The sequence below is a fragment of the Sporosarcina psychrophila genome, assembly GCF_001590685.1.
In the GTDB taxonomy this organism is placed as follows: Bacteria; Bacillota; Bacilli; order Bacillales_A; family Planococcaceae; genus Sporosarcina; species Sporosarcina psychrophila.
On record NZ_CP014616.1, the window covers coordinates 567,707 to 591,853 of the forward strand.

At 35.6% G+C, this 24,147-nt stretch carries 21 protein-coding genes and 1 pseudogene; 12 read left to right on the top strand and 10 right to left on the bottom strand.

Annotation, left to right across the window (positions count from 1 at the left end; all coding sequences use genetic code 11):
* Window positions 1-158: 158 nt before the first annotated feature.
* From AZE41_RS02775 to AZE41_RS02810, 8 genes are all read left to right on the top strand, one after another.
* Window positions 159-1,334, top strand: a complete 1,176-nt coding sequence (locus AZE41_RS02775; protein ID WP_067205370.1) for an amidohydrolase — start codon at window positions 159-161, stop codon at window positions 1,332-1,334.
* Between the two features lie 13 nt (window positions 1,335-1,347).
* Window positions 1,348-2,433 (top strand): M24 family metallopeptidase, encoded by a 1,086-nt coding sequence (locus AZE41_RS02780; protein ID WP_067205373.1) that lies wholly within the window; start codon window positions 1,348-1,350, stop codon window positions 2,431-2,433.
* Window positions 2,434-2,552: 119 nt separating this feature from the next.
* A complete protein-coding gene (locus tag AZE41_RS02785) occupies window positions 2,553-4,118 on the top strand; it encodes an ABC transporter substrate-binding protein (protein WP_067205375.1) in 1,566 nt (521 codons plus the stop codon).
* A gap of 220 nt (window positions 4,119-4,338) precedes the next feature.
* Window positions 4,339-5,256 (top strand): ABC transporter permease, encoded by a 918-nt coding sequence (locus AZE41_RS02790; RefSeq protein ID WP_067205378.1) that lies wholly within the window; start codon window positions 4,339-4,341, stop codon window positions 5,254-5,256.
* A 12-nt stretch (window positions 5,257-5,268) separates the two neighbouring features.
* On the top strand, window positions 5,269-6,177 hold the full coding sequence (locus AZE41_RS02795) for an ABC transporter permease (protein WP_082786467.1): 909 nt from the start codon (window positions 5,269-5,271) through the stop codon (window positions 6,175-6,177).
* Between the two features lie 13 nt (window positions 6,178-6,190).
* On the top strand, window positions 6,191-7,207 hold the full coding sequence (locus AZE41_RS02800; protein WP_067205380.1) for an ABC transporter ATP-binding protein: 1,017 nt from the start codon (window positions 6,191-6,193) through the stop codon (window positions 7,205-7,207).
* A complete protein-coding gene (locus AZE41_RS02805; RefSeq protein ID WP_067205382.1) occupies window positions 7,195-8,160 on the top strand; it encodes an ABC transporter ATP-binding protein in 966 nt (321 codons plus the stop codon). Before AZE41_RS02800 ends, AZE41_RS02805 begins: the two co-directional genes overlap by 13 nt.
* Before the next feature lie 1,015 nt (window positions 8,161-9,175).
* Window positions 9,176-9,883, top strand: a complete 708-nt coding sequence (locus tag AZE41_RS02810; RefSeq protein WP_067205384.1) for a GntR family transcriptional regulator — start codon at window positions 9,176-9,178, stop codon at window positions 9,881-9,883.
* A 138-nt stretch (window positions 9,884-10,021) separates the two neighbouring features.
* On the opposite strand, the gene AZE41_RS22490 is transcribed toward AZE41_RS02810, so the two are convergent.
* Window positions 10,022-10,243, bottom strand: coding sequence for a hypothetical protein (locus tag AZE41_RS22490; protein ID WP_156475941.1), 222 nt, complete (start codon window positions 10,241-10,243; stop codon window positions 10,022-10,024).
* A gap of 592 nt (window positions 10,244-10,835) precedes the next feature.
* Here AZE41_RS22490 and AZE41_RS02815 point away from each other — a divergent pair.
* Together AZE41_RS02815 and AZE41_RS02820 are read left to right on the top strand one after the other, a co-directional pair.
* The gene (locus AZE41_RS02815) at window positions 10,836-12,209 is read left to right on the top strand and encodes a hypothetical protein (protein WP_067205387.1); all 1,374 of its coding nucleotides are present in this window, start codon (window positions 10,836-10,838) and stop codon (window positions 12,207-12,209) included.
* Window positions 12,210-12,914: 705 nt separating this feature from the next.
* Window positions 12,915-13,430: pseudogene (locus AZE41_RS02820) on the top strand (TCP-1/cpn60 chaperonin family protein); the annotation flags it as partial.
* A gap of 67 nt (window positions 13,431-13,497) precedes the next feature.
* Here the strand turns inward: AZE41_RS02820 and AZE41_RS02825 are convergent.
* The 4 genes from AZE41_RS02825 to AZE41_RS02840 all read right to left on the bottom strand — a co-directional run bounded on the left by AZE41_RS02825 (window position 13,498) and on the right by AZE41_RS02840 (window position 16,514).
* Window positions 13,498-14,724 (bottom strand): tyrosine-type recombinase/integrase, encoded by a 1,227-nt coding sequence (locus AZE41_RS02825; protein ID WP_067205392.1) that lies wholly within the window; start codon window positions 14,722-14,724, stop codon window positions 13,498-13,500.
* A 159-nt stretch (window positions 14,725-14,883) separates the two neighbouring features.
* Complete coding sequence (locus AZE41_RS02830) at window positions 14,884-15,078, bottom strand: DUF7695 domain-containing protein (RefSeq protein WP_067205394.1); 195 nt, start codon at window positions 15,076-15,078, stop codon at window positions 14,884-14,886.
* Window positions 15,079-15,281: 203 nt separating this feature from the next.
* Window positions 15,282-15,689 carry an ester cyclase gene (locus AZE41_RS02835; RefSeq protein WP_067205398.1) on the bottom strand — a complete coding sequence of 136 codons (408 nt, stop codon included), beginning with the start codon at window positions 15,687-15,689 and terminating at the stop codon, window positions 15,282-15,284.
* Window positions 15,690-15,734: 45 nt separating this feature from the next.
* A complete protein-coding gene (locus AZE41_RS02840) occupies window positions 15,735-16,514 on the bottom strand; it encodes an MBL fold metallo-hydrolase (RefSeq protein WP_067205400.1) in 780 nt (259 codons plus the stop codon).
* A 129-nt stretch (window positions 16,515-16,643) separates the two neighbouring features.
* Between AZE41_RS02840 and AZE41_RS02845 the strand changes: the two genes are divergently transcribed.
* Window positions 16,644-17,054, top strand: coding sequence for an Lrp/AsnC family transcriptional regulator (locus AZE41_RS02845; protein WP_067205403.1), 411 nt, complete (start codon window positions 16,644-16,646; stop codon window positions 17,052-17,054).
* A 181-nt stretch (window positions 17,055-17,235) separates the two neighbouring features.
* Here AZE41_RS02845 and AZE41_RS02850 read toward each other — a convergent pair whose 3' ends face one another.
* The 5 genes from AZE41_RS02850 to AZE41_RS22500 all read right to left on the bottom strand — a co-directional run bounded on the left by AZE41_RS02850 (window position 17,236) and on the right by AZE41_RS22500 (window position 22,297).
* The gene (locus AZE41_RS02850; RefSeq protein ID WP_067205406.1) at window positions 17,236-18,447 is read right to left on the bottom strand and encodes a site-specific integrase; all 1,212 of its coding nucleotides are present in this window, start codon (window positions 18,445-18,447) and stop codon (window positions 17,236-17,238) included.
* 113 nt (window positions 18,448-18,560) lie between these two features.
* Window positions 18,561-18,785: a helix-turn-helix domain-containing protein gene (locus AZE41_RS02855; protein WP_067205409.1), complete on the bottom strand. Its 225-nt coding sequence runs from the start codon at window positions 18,783-18,785 to the stop codon at window positions 18,561-18,563.
* A gap of 426 nt (window positions 18,786-19,211) precedes the next feature.
* Window positions 19,212-20,738 carry a recombinase family protein gene (locus AZE41_RS02860; protein WP_067205412.1) on the bottom strand — a complete coding sequence of 509 codons (1,527 nt, stop codon included), beginning with the start codon at window positions 20,736-20,738 and terminating at the stop codon, window positions 19,212-19,214.
* Window positions 20,735-22,120, bottom strand: a complete 1,386-nt coding sequence (locus tag AZE41_RS02865) for a recombinase family protein (RefSeq protein WP_067205415.1) — start codon at window positions 22,118-22,120, stop codon at window positions 20,735-20,737. Before AZE41_RS02865 ends, AZE41_RS02860 begins: the two co-directional genes overlap by 4 nt.
* A gap of 21 nt (window positions 22,121-22,141) precedes the next feature.
* Window positions 22,142-22,297 carry a hypothetical protein gene (locus tag AZE41_RS22500; protein ID WP_156475943.1) on the bottom strand — a complete coding sequence of 52 codons (156 nt, stop codon included), beginning with the start codon at window positions 22,295-22,297 and terminating at the stop codon, window positions 22,142-22,144.
* Between the two features lie 638 nt (window positions 22,298-22,935).
* Here AZE41_RS22500 and avs1a point away from each other — a divergent pair.
* Window positions 22,936-24,147, top strand: a complete 1,212-nt coding sequence (gene avs1a, locus AZE41_RS02870; RefSeq protein WP_067205417.1) for an AVAST type 1 anti-phage system MBL fold metallo-hydrolase Avs1a — start codon at window positions 22,936-22,938, stop codon at window positions 24,145-24,147.

Sequence of the window (24,147 nt, forward strand, 5' to 3'; positions counted from 1 at the left end):
AAAGAAAATGTCAAGCACCTTCTATAGTAGATAGCGTTTAATTCGAGACTATGATTCAAATAGTTTTGTTAAAAAAAGTGGTTGACACGAAAACTGAATTGAGGGATAATTGTGAACAGATATAACATTATAACATTATATATAAGGAGTGTGAGGTATTGGAAAAAGATATTAGTACAGCGGTAGCTCAAATTGAGGACAAGTTAATTAGTTGGAGAAGGTATCTTCACCAGAACCCAGAACTCTCTTTTGAAGAAGTAGAAACATCGAACTTTGTATACTCTGAATTAGAGTCTTTCGGTGGCTTGGAAATTACTCGTCCAACTAAAACAAGTGTAATGGCAAGATTAATAGGTTCCAAAACAGGCAAAGTTATTGCTATTCGGGCTGATATGGATGCGCTTCCAATTGATGAAGACAATGAATTAGATTTCATCTCAAAAACTCCTGGAGTCATGCATGCCTGCGGTCATGACGCTCATACAGCTATGTTACTAGGAACTGCAAAAATACTAGTGGACATGAAGGACAGTATAAAAGGAGAAGTTCGTTTTATATTCCAACATGCGGAGGAGCTTTTCCCTGGTGGTGCTCAGCAAATGGTCGATGCAGGCGTCATGGAAAATGTAGATCAAATTATTTGTGCGCATGTACGTTCAAATATGGTGACAGGAAAGCTTGGTGTAATAGCTGGTCCAGTCTTGTCATCACCTGATAGTTTTTCAATTAAAGTGATAGGAAGTGGAGGGCACGCAGCCAAACCCCATCAAAATATAGATAGCGTAATAATCGCTGCCCAAGTAGTTACTAACCTCCAGCAAATTGTATCAAGATATATAGACCCGATTGATGATGTTGTATTATCTGTTACGCAAATCCATGGAGGAACAGCAGATAATGTCACGCCGGGAGTTGTAGAAATTGGTGGAACAGTTCGTAGCTTTGATCCGAAGTTAAGGGAGGAAATACCGGTTGAGATGGAAAGAATCATCAAAGGTATAACAGAAGCACATCGTGCCACTTATGAGATTGAATATAAAAACGGATATCGTCCAGTCATAAATGATGAACAAGTAACAGAGGTCGTGAAGAATACAGTCATTGAACTATACGGTGTAGATGCTTTGGACGATATTCGTAGAGGAATGGGTGGAGAAGACTTTTCCGCATATTTACAGAAAGCACCAGGTTGCTTCTTCTATCTTGGGGCTGGAGAAGAAGATATGGAAAAGAATTATCCACATCATCATCCGAAGTTTAAAGTAAAAGAAGAGGCACTCCCAATTGGTGTAAATGTTTTATTAAACATTACCTGGAAACTGTTAACAAAATAAGGAGATTATTATAATGACTAATATGTCTAGAATAAAAAAGTTCTATGAATATATGGAAGAAGAAGAATTAGATATGGTTTTCTTGACACTGCCAAGAACCATTCATTATTTAACAGGTTTCAGCACGAATCCACATGAACGTTTTTTTTCCTTATTTATTCCATTGGTTGGAGATCCAGTATTAATTATTCCAGAGCTGGATTTGAATGAAGCGAGCTGTAAATCTTGTGTCCAAAACTTGCTTACACATAAAGATAATGAGGACCCTATGGAAATTCTGAGAAGACTTACAAAGAAAAAGGCTGGGAAATGTGGTTTGGAGAAAGAACATCTCACATTATCAAGATTTGAAGAGATAGCGAGTGTTGTCGAAGCTTCCATATATATCAACGTAGATGATGAAATTCAAAAAATGAAAGTAATTAAATCGCCTGAAGAAGTTGCAAGAATAAGACAAGCAATTCGTATTTCCGATGAAGCATTGTTTGAAGGATTAAAAATTGTTAAACCGGGCGTTACAGAATATGAAATTGCAGCGGAGATTCAATACCAGAAAATAAAGTTAGGTGCTGATGGTGGTGGGCTAATGGTTGTATCCGGGGAAAAGTCTGCATTGCCACATGGTCGTACTGGAAATCGTGCGTTAAGAGAAGGCGATCTACTTCTAATTGATGGTGGCGTTCTAAAAAATGGGTATGTCTCTGACATTACAAGAACGTTTGGGATCGGAGAAATTAATGACCAACGAAAAAAAATTTATGAAACCGTGTTGGCAGCGAACTTAGCGGCAATAAACGCGGTTAAACCTGGAGTCTCATTTGGTGAATTAGATACAATCGCCCGCGACGTTATTACAGAAAATGGTTATGGTGGGTACTTTACACACCGTCTAGGACACGGAATGGGGATGAACAATCATGAATATCCTTCGATCCATGGTTTGAATAAAGACGTTGTGAAGGTTGGAATGGTCTTCACAATCGAACCTGGTATCTATGTACCAGGTGTGGGTGGCGTTAGAATAGAAGACGATATTTTGGTTACTGACGATGGTGTTGAAGTCCTAACTCACTACAAAAAAGAACTAACTTTATTATAATTTGGCAAAAGTCCATCTATTATTGGACTAAGGAGGTGATTATAATTCCAAAAGTATCCATATGCTAAAGTCTTTGTGTAAAAAATACTATCAAATGAGAATGAGGGGGAACAATAATAGTGAAGAAATTTAAAAACCTAAGTATAGCACTTGCACTAATTCTTGTATTGATTCTATCTGCTTGTACTTCAGGTACTGCAGCAAACGAAGATTTTGGAAAAGACAAAGGGGCTGAAAAAGGAAATAATGAAGTACGAACAAATTTGAATATAGGAATTGAAGCAAGTCCAACCACGCTTATTCCAAATACGGATCCAAACTTTATTAAAGATATGCATCTTAAAAGTATTTTTGAACCACTAATTGGAAGAAGTCCGGATGGTGAAATGACACCACTTTTGGCTACTGAGTGGGAAAATACTGATGATCTGACTTGGAAATTTAAATTGCGTGAAGACGTGAAATTTCATAACGGTGAAGTTTTAACGCCAGAAGCTGTTAAATATTCAGTAGACTATGTCATGGATGAGAAAAACCAATCTGGGTATAGAGGCCACTTTGCCCCTATTAAAGAAGTCAAAATAATAGATGATTTGAATTTTGAAATTATTACAAGCGAACCAATGCCAACATTACTTGTTAAGTTGGCGGATAATTTGCTAATTATGGAACCTAAACATATGGAAGAGGTTGGGGATGGAGCGGCCGAAAGTCCCATTGGAACTGGTCCATATAAATTTGTGGAAATGAAAAGAGACCAAAGTTTCAAAATGGTAGCATTTGAAGATTATTGGGATGGAGAGCAAGAAATTAAAGAAATTAATTACAGAGTTATTCCAGAGTTTAGTTCGAGGCTATCTGCATTCTTAGCAGGAGAAATTGATTTGCTGAATAATTTACCAGTAGACTCCATTGCTAAAATCGAAGAAAGTAATGAAGGGAAAATAGAGTCAGTGAGTTCATCCAGAGTTATTTATCTTGGTCTGAATGATAAAGAAGGCAGTCCATTTACAGATAAAAAGGTTCGTCAAGCGGCTAACTATGCGATTAACACAGATGAATTATTAGAGTTCGTATTAAACGGTCAGGGTACAAAGATGACAGGACCACTTTCGGTAGTTAATGAAGGTTATACAGAAACTAAAGAATATGAATATAATCCGGAAAAAGCACAGGAACTATTAAAGGAAGCTGGATATGAGCCAGGTGAACTGAAAATTACACTTGAAACAACGAATGGTAGATATCCGATGGATGCACAAGTTGCACAAGCAATCTCTACGCAACTAAATGAAGGAGGTTTTGATTCTTCTGTTCAGGTAAACGAGTATGCTACACATGTAAGTAGAATTGCACAAAACGAAGTTAAAGAAATGTATGTAAGTAGTATGGGAACTCAGTTCGATGCTATTGGTTCAATGAATAACTTATTTATACCAGGTAGTACATTCTTGCTTCATACTCCGTCTGAAGAAATCCAACAAAGCATAATAGATGGTTCTTCGATTATGGATGTTGCAGAACGTAAAGCGCATTACGACAAATTACAAAACTGGGCTGCTGACGAAGCGGTAATGGTTCCATTATGGCAGCAAGGGGATGTCTATGCTATCAATGAAAACCTAGAGTTTCACCCACGCGTTGACCAAAGATATATCTTTACAGATGTAAAATGGAAAAATTAGTATTATAAATTAAAATATAAAATCCAAGTTTATTTACCCACTGTTTCAGTAGTACTAAATCTAGTCTGCCATAAAGTGATTTTCAAAGGACTTTAAGGCAGACTTACCTTACTCTTTCATCATTTATTTAAATAAAGGACCTCAAATAATTTTAATTGAGCCGATTAAACTGACTCTTAAGCAGAGTCTAATACCACGCTCATAGAAAAGGAGTACCCCTATGCTAGGATATATATTAAAACGAGGAGTACAAACATTGGTTGTTCTTTTTCTAACAATCACTTTAGTATTTTTTATTATCCGTTTATCTGGTGACCCTACGTACTTATATATGCCAGATGATGCAACGGAGGAAATGGCTGAACAGTTTCGTGAACAATTAGGATTTAATCGCCCCCTCATTGTGCAGTATGGTAGTTTTTTAGCAGATGTAGCCAAAGGTGATTTTGGAGAATCTCTAATCTATAGACAAGATGCATTGTCTATAGTTCTTGCCAAAATACCAGCAACATTTCAATTGGCCTTTTCAGCCCTATTTGTTGCAATAGCGGTTGCGATACCATTAGGAGTCATATCGGCTTACAAACAAAATACAATCTATGACAGAATCGGGACGGGTATTACAGTATTAGGTCAAGCAATTCCCGGATTTTGGTTGGGACTCTTACTAATACTCGTATTTTCTGTGATGTTTAAAATGCTACCTTCCGGTGGTGGAGGCTCTGCTATCCATTTGATTTTGCCAGCAGTTACACTTGCGGCACATAGTGCTGCGCGATTTGCTCGTTTTACTCGATCTACAATGCTCGATGTATTGCGAAAAGATTATATTAGAACAGTGAAATCCACAGGCGCTTCAACCTTTTCGATATTATATAAATATGGTTTGAAAAACACATTGATTCCCATTATCACAATTGCTGCTTTAGATTTAGGTGTGTTATTAGGTGGAGCTGTAATTATTGAATCCGTATTTTCATGGCCCGGTTTAGGTCAATTACTTATTAAAGCACTGATGGGAAGAGATTTCCCAGTTGTCATAGCAGGTGTCTTCTTCATTGCTTTAAGTATTTCTATTATTAACTTTTTTGCAGACATATTATATGGCCTCGTGAATCCACAAGTTCGAGTAAAGTAAGGAGAGATTAAAATGGTCGGAAAAGCTACGGATGTTGATGTAGAAGAAATCGCGGTCATAGCAGTTAAAGCAAAGAAAAAGTCGAAGTTACGTTACTTTTCAAAAGAACTAATGAAAAGTCCAACAGGTTTTATGGGGTTCTCAATTTTAGTTGTCGTACTTTTTTTAGGAGTCTTCGGTGACTTTATAACCCCCTATGATCCAATGGCTTCAAGTCTTGCTCAAAAGCTTTTACCCCCCTTATCGGAAGGACATATTCTTGGAACAGACCAATTAGGACGTGACATGCTGTCTAGAATAATCTCGGGGACGAAAGTATCCTTGGTTATTGGTACTGTTACGGTTGTCTTTGCAGGTTTAATCGGTACCATTATCGGTATTGTTTCTGGTTATTTCCGAGGATGGGTAGACGCAGTAATTATGAGAATTGTAGATGTTTCACTTAGCGTTCCATTTATATTATTGGTATTGGTAATCAGTACAGTACTGGGCGCAGGTTTGAAAAACATTATTATTTCGTTAGTTGTAGCTGGATGGGTAGCGTACGCACGTATTGTTAGAAGTGAAGTCCTGGCATTGAGAGAAAAAGAGTTTGTTATTGCTAGTATTGCAACAGGCGTTCCACGGTGGGAAATTATCTTCAAACATATCGTACCTAACTTATATACCCCAATTATTGTTTTATCTTCGCTTCAAGCAGCAAACTATATTATTGCAGAAGCGGGTGTTAGTTTTTTAGGATTCGGAATACAGCCACCTCTACCAGCATGGGGCAATATGTTAAGTGAGGGAAGGGATTTTATCTTCAGCTCATGGTGGTTAATCACATTCCCAGGTATTGCGATACTGGTGACGGCACTTGGAATTAACTTATTAGGAGATTGGCTGCGGGATGTACTAGATCCAGAATACAATAAGTAAGGAGGGTTTTATAGTGCAAGACAATGACATTGTATTAAAAGTAAACAATCTTAAAACTTATTTTCATACAAGCCACGGTGTAGTTAAAGCTGTTGACGGAATTGATTTTATAGTTAAAAGAGGTAAAACGATTGGGTTAGTTGGAGAATCGGGTTGTGGAAAAAGTGTCACCTCACTTTCTATTATGGGGCTCTTGCCTAAGTCCCTTGCACAGATAGAAGATGGGGAAATCAACTTTAATGGAATGGATTTAACGAAAATGAATGAGAAGTCCTTAAGGAAATTAAGAGGCAATGAAATTTCGATGATTTTTCAAGAACCAATGACTTCGTTAAATCCTGTGTTTACAATTGGTCAGCAGCTAAGTGAACCACTTAAACAACATACTAAATTGAATAAGAGTGAAATGAAAAAGAAAATTATTGATATGCTAACTTTGGTAGGTATACCAAGACCCGAAGGGATTTATTCTGAATACCCTCATCAGCTTTCTGGCGGAATGAGACAAAGAGTGATGATTAGTCTTGCTATGCTATGCAACCCAAGACTATTAATTGCTGATGAACCAACAACAGCACTTGATGTAACCATACAAGCACAAATCTTGGAGTTAATTAAGGAAATTAGAAACAAACAAGATATGTCTATCATTTTAATTACCCATGACTTGGGTGTAGTTGCGGAAATGTGTGATGAAGTTGTCATTATGTACGCTGGTTTAATTGTTGAACAAGCAGATATAAAAACGATATTTGACAACCCGAAACACCCTTATACACAAGGGTTATTAAATTCACGTCCAGGGACGAATGCAAATGAAAGAAAGCAAAGATTGGTGTCTATTCCTGGAAGTGTCCCAAGACCGGATGAATTACCACCCGGTTGCACATTTGCGGCTCGTTGCCCATATGTAATGGAAAAATGTAAAACCGAGAAGCCACCTTTATATAAATTGGAAAATCAACTATCTCGTTGTTGGCTATATGAAGACGAGTCTATGAGAAAGGAAAGAAACTTATGTCTGAACTAATATTGAAAGTGAGAGACTTAAAGCAGCATTATAAGATAGATCGAGGTTGGTTAAAAGAAAGCTCCGTTGTTAAGGCTGTTGATGGTATTAATTTTGAAGTTATTAAAGGAGAAACTTTTAGTATTGTTGGTGAAAGTGGTTGTGGGAAATCTACAACAGGAAGAACAATACTAAGACTCAATGAACCAACGGCTGGAGAAGTTATTTTTGAAGGACAAGATATTGCTAAGCTTTCGTATGAAGAAATGCGGAAACTTCGTAGAAAAATGCAAATGATTTTTCAAGATCCCTATGCTTCTTTAAATCCTAAAAAGACAGTTCGACAAATTTTACTTGAACCTTTACGCGTTCATAAACTATTTACACCTAAAGAACGTCTTGAGAAAGTTATTAGTATTTTAGAGACTGTAGGATTATCTGAATATCACATTGATCGTTACCCACATGAGTTTTCTGGTGGACAAAGACAACGAATTGGAATTGCGAAGGCGGCGATTTTAAACCCGGAACTAATTATTGCAGACGAACCCGTATCTGCACTTGATGTATCCATACAATCCCAAGTAATTAATCTACTATTAAAACTGCAAAAAGAATTAGGTCTGACATATATCTTTATCTCACATGATCTCGGTGTTGTTCGTCATATCTCGGACCGTGTAGCTGTTATGTACCTCGGGAAAATTGTTGAAGTTTCTAAAACAGAAGACTTGTATAATAGACCATTGCATCCTTACACACAAGCCCTATTATCGGCAGTTCCGATAGAGCATCCTGATGAGGTTAAAGAAAGGGTAATCTTAACTGGCGATGTTCCAAACGCTGTAAAACCTCCTTCTGGTTGCACATTTCATCCAAGATGCCCAGCAGCAATGGATATGTGTTCGAAAGTGCAACCAGTACCTACTGTACATGATGGAGATCATACGGTTTCATGTCATTTATATAATTAATAAACGCTGGGATTTTTAATAACCCTAGAATATACTCTAGGGTTATTGTTGTACTAACAAGTCTGTTGATTAGTTAATTACTCCTAATATAAGTATAGAAAGAAGACGCCTATTCTGATACGATCTAAAATGACTAAACGAACATCGATATGTAGGAATGGTGTCCTCTATGAAGCAGTTTGCCACGACTTCAAAACTTTTATCTACCTTTATTTCAACAGAAGAATTGCTGCCACTTGTAGAAAATTATTAGTATGAGGATGTTGCACGAAAATTTCATGTATGTGATGGCGTCAATTGGTCCTTCACCTGCAAATTACTCATCCATCAGTAAGAAGGCAAGTGACATTCCATATGGAGCTTTCTGAGATTTATTCATTTATTGATTGCCAAATGCAAACAGGCAAAAAAACAAGAAAGTAGAACAGAAGCTCCTACCCGAGAAATCCACGGCAATTCCCGTCGGGAAGACCTAGACACCTTATCACGAGGAGAGATTCGAAATCAAGCTTCATATCGCTTATACGCGGGAAACTGGGGACGCCCTTCGAAGTAGAGGAGACGGGTAGATTGAGTTGCCAGCGAAGAATCTTTGGATAACAATGGATTGATGCTTATACAGGATACGCATACGGAAAAAATAGTCGGCTGAATCATTTTCTGGAATAGAGCTAGAACTTCATCATTCAATTACGGAAAAACGTTGAGCCGTATCGATAGCATTCACTTCGCCGGATGCACCAACTCGATTCAAATGTATTTGGTGACGTAACGTGCCAAGTCAGAGTTAAGCAATTATATGGAAAAAGCAGTTAGACAATTAACCTTCAGTAGCTTCACCCACAAATTTTTGGTGCAGACATTAGTGATGAAATATCAAAATGCAATTGTAGATTTCCTGTTCCGGCCGGGAAATACAGCGGAATAAATTCACCTATATTTAGTTATTTAACAGGCGTGTTATACTATATACAGCTATTGATGAAAATTACAGATTCCTTTAAGGAGGGTCATTATGGGTTCGACACAGCCACGAAGGATGTCAAAGGATTATGCCTATTCTGAATTAAAAAACAAGATTCTGAGTGGAGTAATTTTGCCAGATCAAGATTTAGTAGAAGGAAAGCTAGCAGAGGAATTGGATATTAGTAAAACGCCCCTAAGAGAGGCATTACAAAAGCTAGAAGTAGAAGAATTGGTCATTAGACAACCTAATGGAAGATTAAAAACTGCTTCTATTACAGTACAAGAGGCTGAAGAGTTGTTTCTTGTGAGGAGCTATCTAGAAGGAATTATAGCAAATAAAGCTACTCAGAATGCAACTAAAGAAGATATTGAAATACTCTCTAGTTATTGTCATAGAATTAGACAAGCGACCAAATATAAAGATGGCGAAGAAGTTCTCTATTACGGGAAAAAGTTCCATGATCAGTTGTATGTAATGAGTGGGAATCGAACGGCAGTAAAAATTCTAAGTCAGTTGAATGATCATACGACTAGATACCGTAGGCTGGTTACAATGAATAACGATGAAATAATTAGTGGGAATACCGGGCTTAATGGAAGTACGGAGGATCATACAATTATTCTTGAACATATCACCAATGGAGATCGATTAAAAGCAGAAAACGCCATGAGAATTCATATTAAAAGTAGTATGAGTACAGCCATAGAGTCGATTAAGAAGTATGAACTGAATTTAAGTAAAGAAATTAAATCTTAATCTAGATTTCCACATTATGGGATGTCAACAGTAAGTTGCACAAAGATTATAAGGACTGTAATTTGGACTTTACCGTATTTTTATAACAGAGTGTTCATAGATTAAATTTTATTAAACCGGAAAACATAATCATCAAGTTCAAGTATGAGCATCCTTCATTGTAAATGTGCCTAAAGCTTCATCAAATAATTTATTTTTAAAATCACTTCTACGAGCTGTATGGAACATCTGAATGGGATCAAGTTGTCTATCAATGCTAGATAGGGCTTTATTAGGCAAGGCTGCCATTTTGTATAGTCCGCATTGTGGACTATAACTTCCTGGCTGAAGAGGTAAACAAATAAGCATACGTAATACCATTTTTCGTTCACTCGTACATAAATCAGATCACTAAAAACAGTTGCCCTTGGTCATTGAACTCACTGCTTGACCAGCTCTTTTTCTGAGGGGATTCTCTACAAAGTCATAAAGCAAGTACATCTAGGTATTTTAAGGACTTTACTTACTGCTATTGGATATTTGTGATTGTTAAGATAGTTATTTTAGTCCCATGATCAGCACGGCTTACTTTAAGATATCGTTTTCCAACAAGCGTTCATTTTCTTTGCACAATTGATTACTTCATTCTCTCCGGGTGTATGGTTATCTTTCTCACTGAAGGAACTAGAAGCCTCCGCGTGTTTCACCCATTTATCGAACGCCAAGGCTGTTAATTCGTATTCCGGGAAAATATCGATTCTAGATTTCTTATTCACATAAATCTGTGAGATTTGATTTTTAAATTCTTTTGTGAAGGTTATTCATTTTTTGTGTCATTGTAGACTCTTTACGTACTTGTTAGTGATGTCCTACAAGACCTTTACTTCATTGTCTTACTTAGTCTAGCCCATTCAATAAAGGAGATTTGACATTTGCTTTGGACGGGCTAAAAAGAAACAGGGGGTAGAATAAAGTGTCTAAATCCATTCTTTTAGCTAGAGTACAGGGGATATTCATATTTATTATCGCTCTTGCTATTTTATTTCAGCAATTATTTAATAGTAGTAGTCCAATGCCGGCAATTATTCTTTATGGCTGTATAACAATGGTGCTCCTTCTTTTTCCAACTATAAAAAGATCTACATTAATTATTTCAATGATAATGCTAGTTCTTGGTCATATATTGTTTTTTTATTACCATTTAGATTTTGATGTTTGGAAATCTGCGGTTTCTATAAACTTAGGACTGATCAGTCTTTTTTCCTTTGTTCCGATGTTAATTATGCCTATTAGTGCTGGGGGATACTTGTACAGTATTGAAATGGAGTTGAAAAGACTCCATTCTAAACCAACCTCCGTTTTTTTACTATTATCATTTTTAACTTTTCTTCTTGGTTCCGTAGTGAATCTAGCTATTATCCGTGTTCTATATCCCTTATTTAAAAAGACGAGTCTTTCACCCGAACGTTTAGGAAAGGCAATGTATACTGGATTTATCTCAACAAATGTATGGTCACCGTATTTTGCCTCTGTGGCAATAATTCTTCACTTTATGGAACTACCTTATACAACACTTGGGCCTTTTATATTAACTTTGGCAATTATACATTTTGTTTTCGGGAATATTGTTGTTCTCTTTATATTGAAAAAGGATAAGAATCTAGAGTTACCGGAAGAAATGGTTCTGCAATTTGAGAGAATGAATGATCAAAGAAAAAATATGATTCAATTGATTATAATCATGAGTGGTATTTTTATTTTATTGTTTATTTTGGAAAAAGCGACAGGTCAAAAAATGACGGTTCTTGTTTCAATAATGGGTTTATTAGGTTCGATGATATGGCTTTTATTCCTTAAGGAGGGAATGAAGTTAAAGGAACATTTAAGTACGTACATTATATTTTCCCTTCCGAAAATAGCAAACGAATTAAGTTTGTTTATTAGCGCAGGTTTCTTCGGAATTGTTGTCATGAGTACACCTGTTAACTTACTTATTAATAGCTTTATTAATACGATCGCAGGTAAAGTATCATTGATCTTCTTAATAGGAATTCTAATACTTTTACCAGTGAGTTTAGCATTCATAGGTGTACATCAAATCGTTTCTGTCACATTATTAGCGACATCGATTTCACCTGAAACCATTGGTTTATCTACTCTAGCATACGGAGTATTATTAGCTGCTGCATGGTGCCATTCTTCGGGGGCTTCGCCTTTCTCTCCCCTTAACCTTACACTCGGTAGCGTTTTAAATAAAAGCTCATTTAACGTAGGTATTGGAAGCAACTATCTATTCTTTATAGGTACTTTATTAATCACTATTAGCTTTGTTTATTTTATAAGGTGAAGTTCTAGTGATTTGGGTCCCTTCTTATGAAATTAAACAAATCCGACGCGGTCTTGGAGACTGTCTCGGATAGTAACTTTGTTTTTAAAAAGGGAGTAAATACGTTAATAGGCGAAAATATCGCCGGTAAAAGGTCCCTTTTATATAGTGAGGTTGATGTAGGATAGCTGTTTATCGCTTATGGCGGAATTATCACCTTTGTACCATTGTTTGCCGACTCGATCAAGATCAATTCAGGTACATTCTTTCTGGTTTATGTAGCCACGCTTGTCCTGATTCGTCCCATTGTGGGGAGACTTCCAGATCGGTACGGTGAGACGTTTGTCATTATACCTGCACTAGTAATTACGATTTTGGTTTTGATTGTCTTGAGTTTCTCGGCCAATTTTTTCGGCGGTTTTGTATGGGATTGGTTTCGGTTACGCGCAAGCTGCACTTCAGGCAGCAACGATACGTCTTGTTAGTCCAGAATGTATTGGTTTAGCCAATGCTTCTTTTTCGACTGCAACCGATCTAGTCATCGGGCTAGGTGCGATCATTCCGTGCTGGGTTTCCCAGTACATGAGCTACCAGGTACTGTTTACTGCCAGCGCTGTGTCAGTCGCGTTATCCTTGTTAATGTTCGCTTTTTTGTGAAGCGTTTGTTGAGAAACAATGAGCCTGGCCCTCAGAGCGCCGGTTCTCATCCCTCCGAAACAGGTTGACGTAGCAGTTATCAAAGTCGGAGCAGCTACTGAAACTGAACTTAAAGAACGTAAACTTCGCATCGAAGACGCATTGAATTCAACGCGTGCAGCTGTTGAAGAAGGTATCGTTTCTGGTGGTGGTACTGCTCTTGTAAATGTCTATAGCAAAGTAGCAGCATTACTAGAGTCTACTGAAGGCGATGTAGCTACAGGTATTAAAATCGTACTTCGTGCGCTTGAAGAGCCTGTACGTCAAATCGCTAACAACGCAGGTCTTGAAGGATCAATCGTTGTAGACCGTCTGAAACGCGAAGAAGTAGGAATTGGCTTCAACGCAGCAGAAGGTACATGGGTAAACATGATGGAAGCTGGAATCGTTGACCTGACTAAGGTTACACGTTATGCAATCCAAAACGCAGCATCTGTTGCAGCTATGTTCTTGACTACTGAAGCAGTTGTTGCGGACCTACCTGAACCAGCAGGCGCAATGGGTGGCGGAATACCTGACATGGGCGGTATGGGCGGCATGATGTAATAAGCCGCTTAAACCCTTGATATATAAGGGTTTGTATGTAAGGGGAAAGTGAAATGCTAACATTTTGCTAACATAGAGGATTATAATCGAGGCTTCTCATGAGTTGTGTAAACTTTTGGGAAGCTTCTTTTTTCATTTCTTGTGTTACGTGGAGATAGACATTCTTGGTGATTTGATCATCTGAATGGCCAAGTCTATCCATGATTTGTTCGAGTGCGACACCTGCTTCTGCTAAAAGCGAAGTGTGTGTATGTCTCAATGAGTGAGGTGTTAAGTCTTTGTTTATTTTTGCGATTGCAAGAAGTCTAGCCATCCTGAGTTGTACCATTTTAATGACGATAGGGTATCCTGGATGTCTCTCTGTTTTAGCAAAGATGAAGTCTTGATTATTGTAAGCATCACCTAACTGCTGAATGGTTTTTGCTTGAGTTTCTTTGTGAAGGCTCAAAGCTTTGATCACATCTTCATCCACAACAATTTTTCGTCTAGATTTTTTCGTTTTTGGTGTCACCAACTGAAACTGAACGGTATTATTATTGGGATTGTAATACGTTTTAGTAATGCTGATGGTTTGATTCACGAAATCAATATCTTTCCACTTGAGTGCTACTAATTCACCAACACGTATTCCTGTGTAGGAGAGGATAAGGAATATTAAGTAGTCTAACTCCAACCCCTGCTCCTTAGCGGTTTTTAAAAAGAGTGCAAGCTCTTCCTTTTCCAAGTACTTTGGTATTTCTTCTTCCTCCAATTGCTCGATTGTTTTTTTATCCTTTTTAAGATAAGAAAATTCAGTAGGGTCCTTCTTGATTAGCTCCAATTCTAATGCTTTCCGAAAAATCATTCTTCCAGTTCGATGTATTCCCTCCCTTGTACTATCAGAATATTCTCTGGCCTTTAAATCGTTCAGAGCATCTTGATATCTCTTTCTTGTGATGTCCTTCAATTTTAGTTGGGAAAAGTAGGGCAACAACTTATTGATTTCATGAATACGGACTCGAATTGTTCCGGGTTTAACATCTTTTGCTTCGCTATAGATTGGGAGCCACTGATTTGCAAACTCACAAAAGTTCAAGTCTGTTTCCTCCACATATATTCCTTGATTTAACTCATGAATGAGCGCGGCAGCCGCTGATTCAGCTTTTTCTTTAGTTATAAAATCGCTTCTTACCTTTTGCCTCCTTTTCCCAGTAATCGGATCTATTCCAATATCGACGGTAAAAGCCCATTTGGAACCACAAGTACATTTTTTCTTCTTGCACGTACATCCTCTCTTGTAAAAATGTCCTTTCATTGAATGACCTCGCTTTCCTAAATATTTATATTACAATATCCATTATTTCCATTTTGAAAGATAACAATTCATTAACCTTAGAGTTTTAGTTCAACAAATATGCGTGAAAGAGGTAAAATAATAAAAGAACATGTTTTAATTCAAACACGTTCCTTCTCGTCATTCATATTCTGCCAATTCTTTGTAATGTTCTTCCGCTGGATTCGAACCAAAAATGCGTTTTGGATAGTCTAAACCACCATCAATACCGACTGCGCCACATTTGCATAATTTGAAATCATTTGTGTTTTTTGATTCGATAATATTATTGCAATGTATGCAACGGATTCGGTTTCTTTTTAGTTTCTTCTTCATTTATAATGCTCACTACCTTTTCCATAAGTATAAATGAATTTTAAACACAGATGTGAAATGATGCTAAATCATTTTATAGATTGTGAAAATATGTATTTAAACTAACGCGGCAGGTTAGTTGAAGAAGCAGTAAAGGCGGGATCCTTTTTTATAAATAAAAAAGACCCTAAAAAGGATCTTTTAATTGGTTAAATTAATCGAAATTAAGTGTTAAGCTGGCGAAGTATGTCATGAACATCAACATGAGATCTTTGCTCAATAATTTTACCTTCAGAAACTCTCAAAAGTATCATCAGAGAAAATCTAGCCTTATTTCCAGTTGCAGGAACACCGACAAATGGGATGCCAGTATGAGTACCTTCGAATATAAAATAGGCTGCTACTAAATCGTCTTCCGCAACCATGGCTTTAATTGGCATTTTAAAGTCCGGAAAGGCATCGAAGTTTTTCTTTTCTGATTCTATAAGACCTTCCACCCCAGGATATGGCGTATCAAGTTGCGGATAAAACACAAAGTCCGGATGGCAGAAATCTTTAAGTGCATCATAATTCTCTTCTTCAATCGTTTTAAAAAAACGGCGAACTAAGTCTTTTTTTGCTTCAACGGACATAGCGATGAACCTCCTTAAATTAAATTTTCTTACACGGATCGTACCTTAAAATGAATAAGATTCTCCGTCATCAGGCACTGACACATTAGACGAGATTCCTTTTTCGTTAATAAAGCTTTTTAATTCTTCTCTGGATAGTCCCCAATGGTTTACAGCTTCCATGTGAACAGTAATGATTTTTGCATCAGGAGCAGCCTTGTACAATTCATATAAATCTTCTTGCCCCATGATAAGAGAACCACCCACAAGGAATTGATTATTTCCTGCATTGGCCACAATAATTTCCGGTTTATGTGCATCAATGGTTTCTTGAACAGCTTCATACCATACTGTATCACCAGTGAAATATAGTGTTTTCTCCTTTGAGTGTTTGAAGACAACGCCACACACTTCACCAGCATGCTTTAAGATTTCGCCTCTACCATGCTCGCCTTTTGTTTTAATCAATTGAATAGCTTCAAAAACTGTATTCTCTTTTAAAACCTCGACATTTTTGAAACCGGCGTTTCGAATTTCTGTCGCATCGTTATCATTTTGGGCAAATATTTTTATTTCTTTTGGTAATGCTTCTTTAGCAGCATCATCCCAGTGGTCAGGATGAAGATGAGTGACAATGACAGCATCAATATTAAATATAATATTGTCAATGGATGTCGGTAAGCTTACCAAAGGATTATTTTGGTCTTCTCTTGGTGCAGGGGGTAAACCAACACCAGTTCCAAAAGGTGGCATAGTCCCTTTTTCCGATAACATTGGATCAATCAAAAACTTTTTGCCTGCATATTCTACAACCGCTGTTGCATTACGAATGTGATGTATATTCATGATCATTAACTCCCTTTTTTTGATATTTTCTTGGTACTTGTATAGTCTATACTAAGACACATTGACGGATACATAGATTAAATAAAGTCTTTTGTCCGTTTGACTTTATTAATGAAAGGAGTTAAACAAATGTTAGATAATACGGACATGCGGATCTTAGATGAACTATCCAAGAACAGTCGGCTCACGATGAAAGAATTAGGTGAGAAAGTCCATTTGACTGGACCAGCTGTTTCAGCTAGAGTGGCTAAATTAGAAGATCAAGGAGTGATTGAGGGTTATTCAATTAAAGTTAATCGAGTAAAATTGGGGTGTTTTATACATGCTTTTATTATAATCATTACGCAAAGTACTTATCATCAGCCTTATTTGTCGTTTATAAAAACGCAAGAACAACACTTAATCAGTAACTATAAAATAAGTGGGGAAGGTTGTTACCTTCTCGAATGCAAATTCCCTTCTAATGAAGTAATGAATGATTTTTTGAAAGCCTTAAACGAACATGCAAACTATAAATTATCAATTGTTATTGATAAATAGTGGAAATACAATGGAGAGTTTGTGAATAAATGTACTTAAACTAACGGGGTGCTTTTGTTGAAGAACAGTATTTATTTAGCATCATGATTTTTAAAAAAATTATATTTGATAAGTAGTTGGAGTATAAAATCTATATGTAGATTGAAAGCAAAATAATATTATTTTGCTTTCAATTATGTTATCATGCAATGCTTCTCATCAATTCACTAAACTTGTTTGAAGCTTCTTTCTTCATTTCAGAGGTTACGTGAAGATACACCTTTCTAGTCACTTCATCGTCTTGGTGACCTAACCGATCCATAATTTCTTCTAGTCCTACCCCAGCTTCTGCAAGAAGCGATGTATGTGTGTGGCGAAAAGAATGGGGAGTAACTTCAAGATTTAAGTCTACTTTTTTTAATAATCTAGCCATTCTAGTTTCCACTAGTTTAATCAAAATCGGATAACCAGGATGACGATTGAAATTAGCGAATACATATCCTTCGTTATAGTAGGAGTTACCAAAGCGTTTAATGAGTTTTTCCTGTTCCTCTTTATGTTTTCTAAATGCATTTATTACTAATTCATCGACGACAACCTTACGTCTAGATTTTTTAGTTTTAGGTGGGCCTAACTCATACTTTTTCGTATTATTTTTAGGATTATAATAGGTCTTCGTGATACTAATAATTTGTTTTTCGAAATTAATATCTTTCCATTTTAGAACAACTAATTCACCTACACGCATACCTGTATAGGCCAACGTTAGGAAAATTAGGATATCCATATATAGTCCTTTTTCTTTAACTATGTCCAAGAATAATGCGAGTTCTTCCTTTTCAAAGTAATTTGGTAGTTCTTCTTCATCGAATTCAATAATGGTCTGTTGATCACGTTTAATATAAGCATTTTCGGCCGCATTTAATCTGATTACTCTATTACTTATAGCCATTTTAAAAATCATCTTACCAGTAGTATGAATACTTTCAATGGTGCTTTTAGAAAAATTTTGATCTTTTAAATCATCTAGTGCTGCTTGGTACATTTCTTTAGTGATATTTTTAAGTTTTCCATGAGCGAAGTAATGCAATAATTTTTTGATATTGTACTCTCTAATTCTTACAGTTCCGGGTTTTGGAGCATTTCTTTCAATGTAGGCGGGTAACCACACATTAGCAAAATCCTTGAATAGAATATCTGATTCTTTAACGTATGCACCCTGATTTACTTCGGTAATTATAGCCGAGGCTGCTGCTTCGGCTTCTTGTTTTGTTTTAAAGCCACCCTTAGTCTTCTGTTGTCTTTCTCCTGTTTTTGGGTCCTTTCCTATATCAATAACGAACGACCACGTCTTACCGCAGATGCAACGATTTGGACCATACGTGCAACCTCTTTTTGTAAAATGACCTTTCATAGTGTTTTATCACCTTTCTAATCTAGTGTTTTTTATCGGGTGGATGAGAATATTAGAAGAAGGGAAAGTGTATATGGACTTAATCAATACATTTTCTCTAATACTTTTCAGCTCTAGAATTTATTCTCTTTTCTTTGTGCAATCCAATTCTTAAGATCAGATTTTTCGACTCTTTTAGATGCACCAATTTCAAAATTAGGGATACCACCTTGTTCTACATGTACTAGAAATAACTCGTAAACTCTTCTTCTAGAGATTCCAAGAAATAGAGAAATATGTTGTGCTGTTAATGTGTCGGGCAACGATTCCCAAGTTGTATAATTTTTTGTACGTTCCATGGTATTAGTCCACACTCCTTGTAATTTTCCTTTTTCAACTGATTCAATAACGGATTTAAATCAAAAAAACCGCAGTTGGACTAAATCCACAAAATAATTAAGTGGATTAGTTCCCGCTGCGGTTTTCGCTTGTTTTGGGTTCTATTATTTGATTAGATATTTCTAAAATCATTATATCTTCGTGTTTTTATATTTGAAGTCTTTTCAAAAAAAAGAATATTGTTTTAAAGTTTAATTTTTCGGTTCTTTGACCATAAATAAAGTATAGCGTTCGGTAATTTAACCATCGAGGAATACCAAGATGGTTAGAAAACCGAATGAACATGCTCTAAAAGCCTTGATTACAAGGGATTCTAAGAATGCCGATTTTGTAAAAGTAAATTTAGCGCATTCACTTTCGGTTTCCTAACCAGTCAAAATTTCTTCTTATCCCATTTGTTCGGTTACATAACCAGTTGCATTTTCTAACGAAACAAACGGAGAGAGACGATAACTGATATGAATTTCGTTATTTTTCTCAAAATTAATCGCTACTTCTTCGAAAAAAATTAAGAAGAATACTCTTAGTTCGGTATCTGCAAAGTCATAAAAACTATGTTTTAGCATTTCTTTTAAAGTAACTAAAAGATAGTCATCTTCAAGAAGTAGGTTAATTTCATCTATCGTCTCACTGATATAGGTTATTTTTTCTTGTAAGTGGTTCTTAGTAGACAGAAACACTTCAGATAATAGCGGTGAGTTTGCTATATCATCTTCTAATGTTCTTTCATTAAGGAATACTAATTTAAGTTGTTGCTTTAGGTTATCCATAGTTTTTCTAAGTTTGGAAGACCATTGTTTAAGTTGGTGCTTAGAAGTAGTTATAAAAGTATCGAGCTGTGTACTCCATTTTTTCTGCAGATCACTTAAAACAGATTGATGAACAGGTATTATTGATACACTATTTTTACATTCTGTACACCTGTAAATTCTATATTCTCCACGTTTTCCTTTAGGAGATTGGTCTTTAGCCGTTAAATACGAATTGCAACTTTTACATTTAATAATTGAACGAAGATAGAATGGCGTATTCATTGTTCCATAATGACCTTTTAAATCGTTTATCTGCTTTACTAGATGAATAACGGTTGGACTAATAATGGGAGAATGAATATTTTTAAATATCTCAATATCTTTTTCAGGTTTTGGTTTACTAATTTCATAGCTCGTTCTTACACCCCATGCCAAGTTTCCTGAGTAAGCGCGGTTTGAAAGAATATAACCGATTGTACTACTATTCCAATACTTTACTTTCGCACTTGTTACGGCACATTTATTTAAAAACTCAGCAATAATAGCATGTGAATGTCCCCAGCTAGCAAGATGGTAAATTAACTCTACTATTTCAGCATCTTCATTTGGGTACAACACTCCATCTTGCATATCATATCCAGCAGGTGTGCGGGAACCGGGGTGTTTAGGTTGTTCACGATTTAATAGATTCTTTTGAGCGTCTGTTGTGCGGACGGACTTTATTTCAGACTCTTCTGCTGCAAAGACAAGCTTTGCTTGAACCATAGGATCATCTGGGTTCCATTCACCTTCCGATTGAGTACTGAAAAAATTCACATGAGGATACTGTTGTTTTATAGGGATATAAATCTCGTTATAGAAATCAGTGATACTCCTAGTAATTCTAGATTCCTCATAAAAACATACTGCTTCGGCACCATTAGCTATATCCTCTAAGAGAAGTTGAATACCTTCCCGTTTACTCACGTTATTATGAAAGGCACTAGTAGCTTTATCTGCTCGCCATTCAATAATTTCTAAGTTTTCTCTTTCAGCTAATTGTTGAATTTGGCTTTTTTGAATTGCTAAAGAGTTATTACCATCTTGTTTTTTATCAGAATAACGAAGATAGGCGACTGCATTCAAAGTTTTGATTAACTTGAATTTTTTTCTGTTTTTCATGATGCATTCGATTCCTTTGCAAATGATGAAAGAAATAGATCGATATGCAAGTAAGTTTCATAAACAAGAATTTTATCAACAAATAATTCTATGAGTCGTTGAAGTTCTTGTAGGGTAAAATCATAATTAAGCTGTGATAAAAACTGGGTAATGTCCTTAATCTCGCTACTTAGCCGCTGTAAAGATAATAAATCTTGTTCTAACTCGTTGTATTTGTTTTTAAGAGCTTGGATTTCTTCCAAATAGTTAGATATAGTAGTTTTCGCTTTACCATCCAGTGTGCAAAGCTTTATTGAAGTATCTAGATATTCTGATGTCGCCCTTTCTAATGCTTTTTGAATTTTTTTTTGCTTTGCTGTAATATTTTTTGGAATCATTCTTTTTGCCAAATCAACAGAAATCGATTGAACATGATTCAAAACAGTTTGTGTTACTAAATCATTAATCTCTTCAACCGAAATAGCTAATCTTTTATGATTAGAACTACATACAAAATAACCTACATCAAGTTGATTCTCTTTCCGATGTCTCATCGTATTTCCGCATTCACCACACTTTGGAGTTACCAAATGTTGTTTGTTAACTTCTTCTAGTTTTTCAAGATAGTAAGCTATAAACTCATCAATTTGTGATTTGTTCGTTAGAAAGAGTTCTAAGCTGATGATTGGTTCTACATGATGTAGTATCTGATAACCATTTTTCGATTCATAATGTCCAGAGTAAAATGGATTTGATAACATTCTGAGAATCTTGTCTGGATCTTTTAGACCTTTTCTACGTACCAACAAAAACTCAAGGAACTGATTTTCATTTTGAACATTACTAAAATCGATAAATATTGATTGAATGACATCTTTTTTATCTTCATTGATAATATATTGTGGTTTGTTTGCATCATCGGTAATTCGTTTATACCCATAAATACTTGATGGATATTGCTTTCGAGCATCAGCAGTACGTGTACTTATATTCTGACCTTCCATTTGTGCAAACATCCCATAGAATGCTTCTAGAGCAAGCTTGTTCTTAAAGGGTGGCTCATTACTGGCTGTATAAACAACTTCCACATCATATTTGATAAAAATCTTTGTTATATCAACAAATTCATAAAAGTTTCTAGCCAATCGATCACGCTTATAGACAACTACTGTTTTAACTTTGCCTTCTTTAATTAAACGAATTAGTTGCATTAGATTAGGTCTTTGATTCATTTTTAACTTCGTAGCTGAAACGTCGTGATCATCTAGATAAATAATACACTCTTCGTTTTCCTTTAAACCCAGTGATTCAAGATGCCTTTTTGCTGCAGAAATTTGTAGATCCAGATTTTGTGCGGCAGAACTCACACGGCAATAAATAATAATTAAATTTCTTTCCCTCATGTAATTATCCCTTCTCATAGGTTATTTTCTACTAATCAGTAAAGCACGGAGTTTGTGATCATCTTTTGCAACATGATCAAGAAGTATTTTTTCAATATATCTTCTAAACCATAACTCAGATTCAGCTGATAGCTCTTCAGAGTAACTGACTTTTACAACACGATATTGCTCGTTCATTTAGCTCCCTCCAGTCTTATTTTTGTATTATCTTTGACTGGAAGGGAACTTTTTATACTCTATTTCTCTTTATCTGTGATAGTAGATTTCATTTCTTCGAAATTAAGTGATAACTGAACATCATTAACTTCCTTCAATGAATGATTCTTTCTTGGCTTAATAACGGTGTTTATTTCATAACCAGGAATTTTCATCTTCTTTATTACTTTGTTCATGTTATTTTTCCTGTAGGTGGATAAACAATTTGATGATAGTATTAGAGATGTCAAGGGATTCGCACTGTTCAAGATATTGCTGATACCATTTGGTGATACTTGGATAATTGTGCTTGTCCTCCACTGAGGGGTAGCCTCCTTTCTAGTAAAGATAGTTTATATAAATTGGTTGCTATTGGCCTCAAGCATTAATCATCTTACTCTTAAGATTTTAAGATTCTTAGAGGATAAAAGAATCTTTTTACTCCATTGTTGAAAATCTATATACTGCAATACTCTATATTGCAAATTTGTTAAATAAAACGTTGAGAATTAACACCTATTCAATGGTGATTAAATGGTATTTTTATGTATTCTAAGAGGAAGGTAAGATAAGATGTTAATGACTGTACTTTAAAATTAAGAAAGTTAGGAGAATGGATCTTGACTAACATTTATGTAGAAATGTTCCCTGCATCAAATGGAGATAGTTTTTTAATTTCATGTGGAGACGATCAGCAAATAAATATTCTAATAGATTCTGGTTTTGCTGCCACTTATAAAAACTATATAAGACAACGGCTAATTGATTTAAATGAACAAGATAAACGTTTAAAATTAATGGTTATCACTCACATAGATTCAGATCATATATTTGGAGCGTTAAAACTGTTGAGTGAAAATGAAAACTCTGAAACCGCTAATATTATTCCTATAGACCATATTTGGCACAATAGTTTTAGGCATCTTCAAGTAGATTATGAAAAATTTAAATCGAATGAAGAAAGTAAATTAAACCGATTATTGGAGGGAATTGTTGCGCGTGGATATCCAAATGAAGTTACAGAGGAACTTAAACAAGATAAACCTATTGGTGCAAGACAAGGTTCTTCTCTTGCAAGTTTAATAAGAATAGGAGGCTATTCTTGGAATTCACACTTTGATGAAAAGGCAGTATGTATTGAAAATCAACCCTATATTAATCTTACTGATAATATTAAAATTACTATACTATCTCCGTCTTATAAGGAATTAGAAAAATTAGAAAAGTATTGGGAAAAGGAATTATATAAGTTAGGTTATAAAGAAAAAATAACATCATCAACTTTTTTTGATGATGCTTTTGAATTTTTGGTTTCACGAGAAAAACTTCGTATTTTAAATCTTCAAAGGAATATTTCTAAACCGAATCTAACTTTTGAAAATATCTTAAATACAGAATTTATTGAGGATACAAGTGTTACAAATGGTAGCTCAATTTCATTTATCTTACAACACAACAATAAAAAAATTCTATTTCTTGGAGATAGTCACCCTTCACTAATTGAGCAACAATTACGATTATTTTTTGGAGATGAAGTAATATGGTTTGATGCAATAAAAATATCCCACCATGCTTCTTCTGGGAATACAAGTCCTTCGCTACTTGAGATTATTGACTCATCAAATTTCTTTGTATCTACAAACGGTAGTAGACACGGCCATCCGGATTTAATAACGTTAGTACAGATTGTCCATCGAAAAATTGATGGGAAAAGGAAGCTGTTTTTTAATTATAAAACTAAAGCATCTGAATTTATGGATAATGAAGACAGGAAAAAGGAATATAATTATGAAATTCATTATTTAGGGTATAAAGAAATAGTGAAAATTTAA

Bases quoted from the DNA above. Each gene is read 5' to 3' on its own strand.
- AZE41_RS02780 (WP_067205373.1), top strand. From the start codon at position 1,348: ATGACTAATATGTCTAGAATAAAAAAGTTCTATGAATATATGGAAGAA.
- AZE41_RS02830 (WP_067205394.1), bottom strand. From the start codon at position 15,078: ATGAAGAAGAAACTAAAAAGAAACCGAATCCGTTGCATACATTGCAAT.
- AZE41_RS02840 (WP_067205400.1), bottom strand. From the start codon at position 16,514: ATGAATATACATCACATTCGTAATGCAACAGCGGTTGTAGAATATGCA.
- AZE41_RS02865 (WP_067205415.1), bottom strand. From the start codon at position 22,120: ATGAGGGAAAGAAATTTAATTATTATTTATTGCCGTGTGAGTTCTGCC.
- AZE41_RS22490 (WP_156475941.1), bottom strand. From the start codon at position 10,243: ATGGTATTACGTATGCTTATTTGTTTACCTCTTCAGCCAGGAAGTTAT.
- AZE41_RS02790 (WP_067205378.1), top strand. From the start codon at position 4,339: ATGCTAGGATATATATTAAAACGAGGAGTACAAACATTGGTTGTTCTT.
- AZE41_RS02810 (WP_067205384.1), top strand. From the start codon at position 9,176: ATGGGTTCGACACAGCCACGAAGGATGTCAAAGGATTATGCCTATTCT.
- AZE41_RS02835 (WP_067205398.1), bottom strand. From the start codon at position 15,689: ATGTCCGTTGAAGCAAAAAAAGACTTAGTTCGCCGTTTTTTTAAAACG.
- AZE41_RS22500 (WP_156475943.1), bottom strand. From the start codon at position 22,297: ATGAACGAGCAATATCGTGTTGTAAAAGTCAGTTACTCTGAAGAGCTA.
- AZE41_RS02795 (WP_082786467.1), top strand. From the start codon at position 5,269: ATGGTCGGAAAAGCTACGGATGTTGATGTAGAAGAAATCGCGGTCATA.
- AZE41_RS02845 (WP_067205403.1), top strand. From the start codon at position 16,644: ATGTTAGATAATACGGACATGCGGATCTTAGATGAACTATCCAAGAAC.
- AZE41_RS02860 (WP_067205412.1), bottom strand. From the start codon at position 20,738: ATGAAAAACAGAAAAAAATTCAAGTTAATCAAAACTTTGAATGCAGTC.
- AZE41_RS02855 (WP_067205409.1), bottom strand. From the start codon at position 18,785: ATGGAACGTACAAAAAATTATACAACTTGGGAATCGTTGCCCGACACA.
- AZE41_RS02805 (WP_067205382.1), top strand. From the start codon at position 7,195: ATGTCTGAACTAATATTGAAAGTGAGAGACTTAAAGCAGCATTATAAG.
- AZE41_RS02850 (WP_067205406.1), bottom strand. From the start codon at position 18,447: ATGAAAGGTCATTTTACAAAAAGAGGTTGCACGTATGGTCCAAATCGT.
- AZE41_RS02825 (WP_067205392.1), bottom strand. From the start codon at position 14,724: ATGAAAGGACATTTTTACAAGAGAGGATGTACGTGCAAGAAGAAAAAA.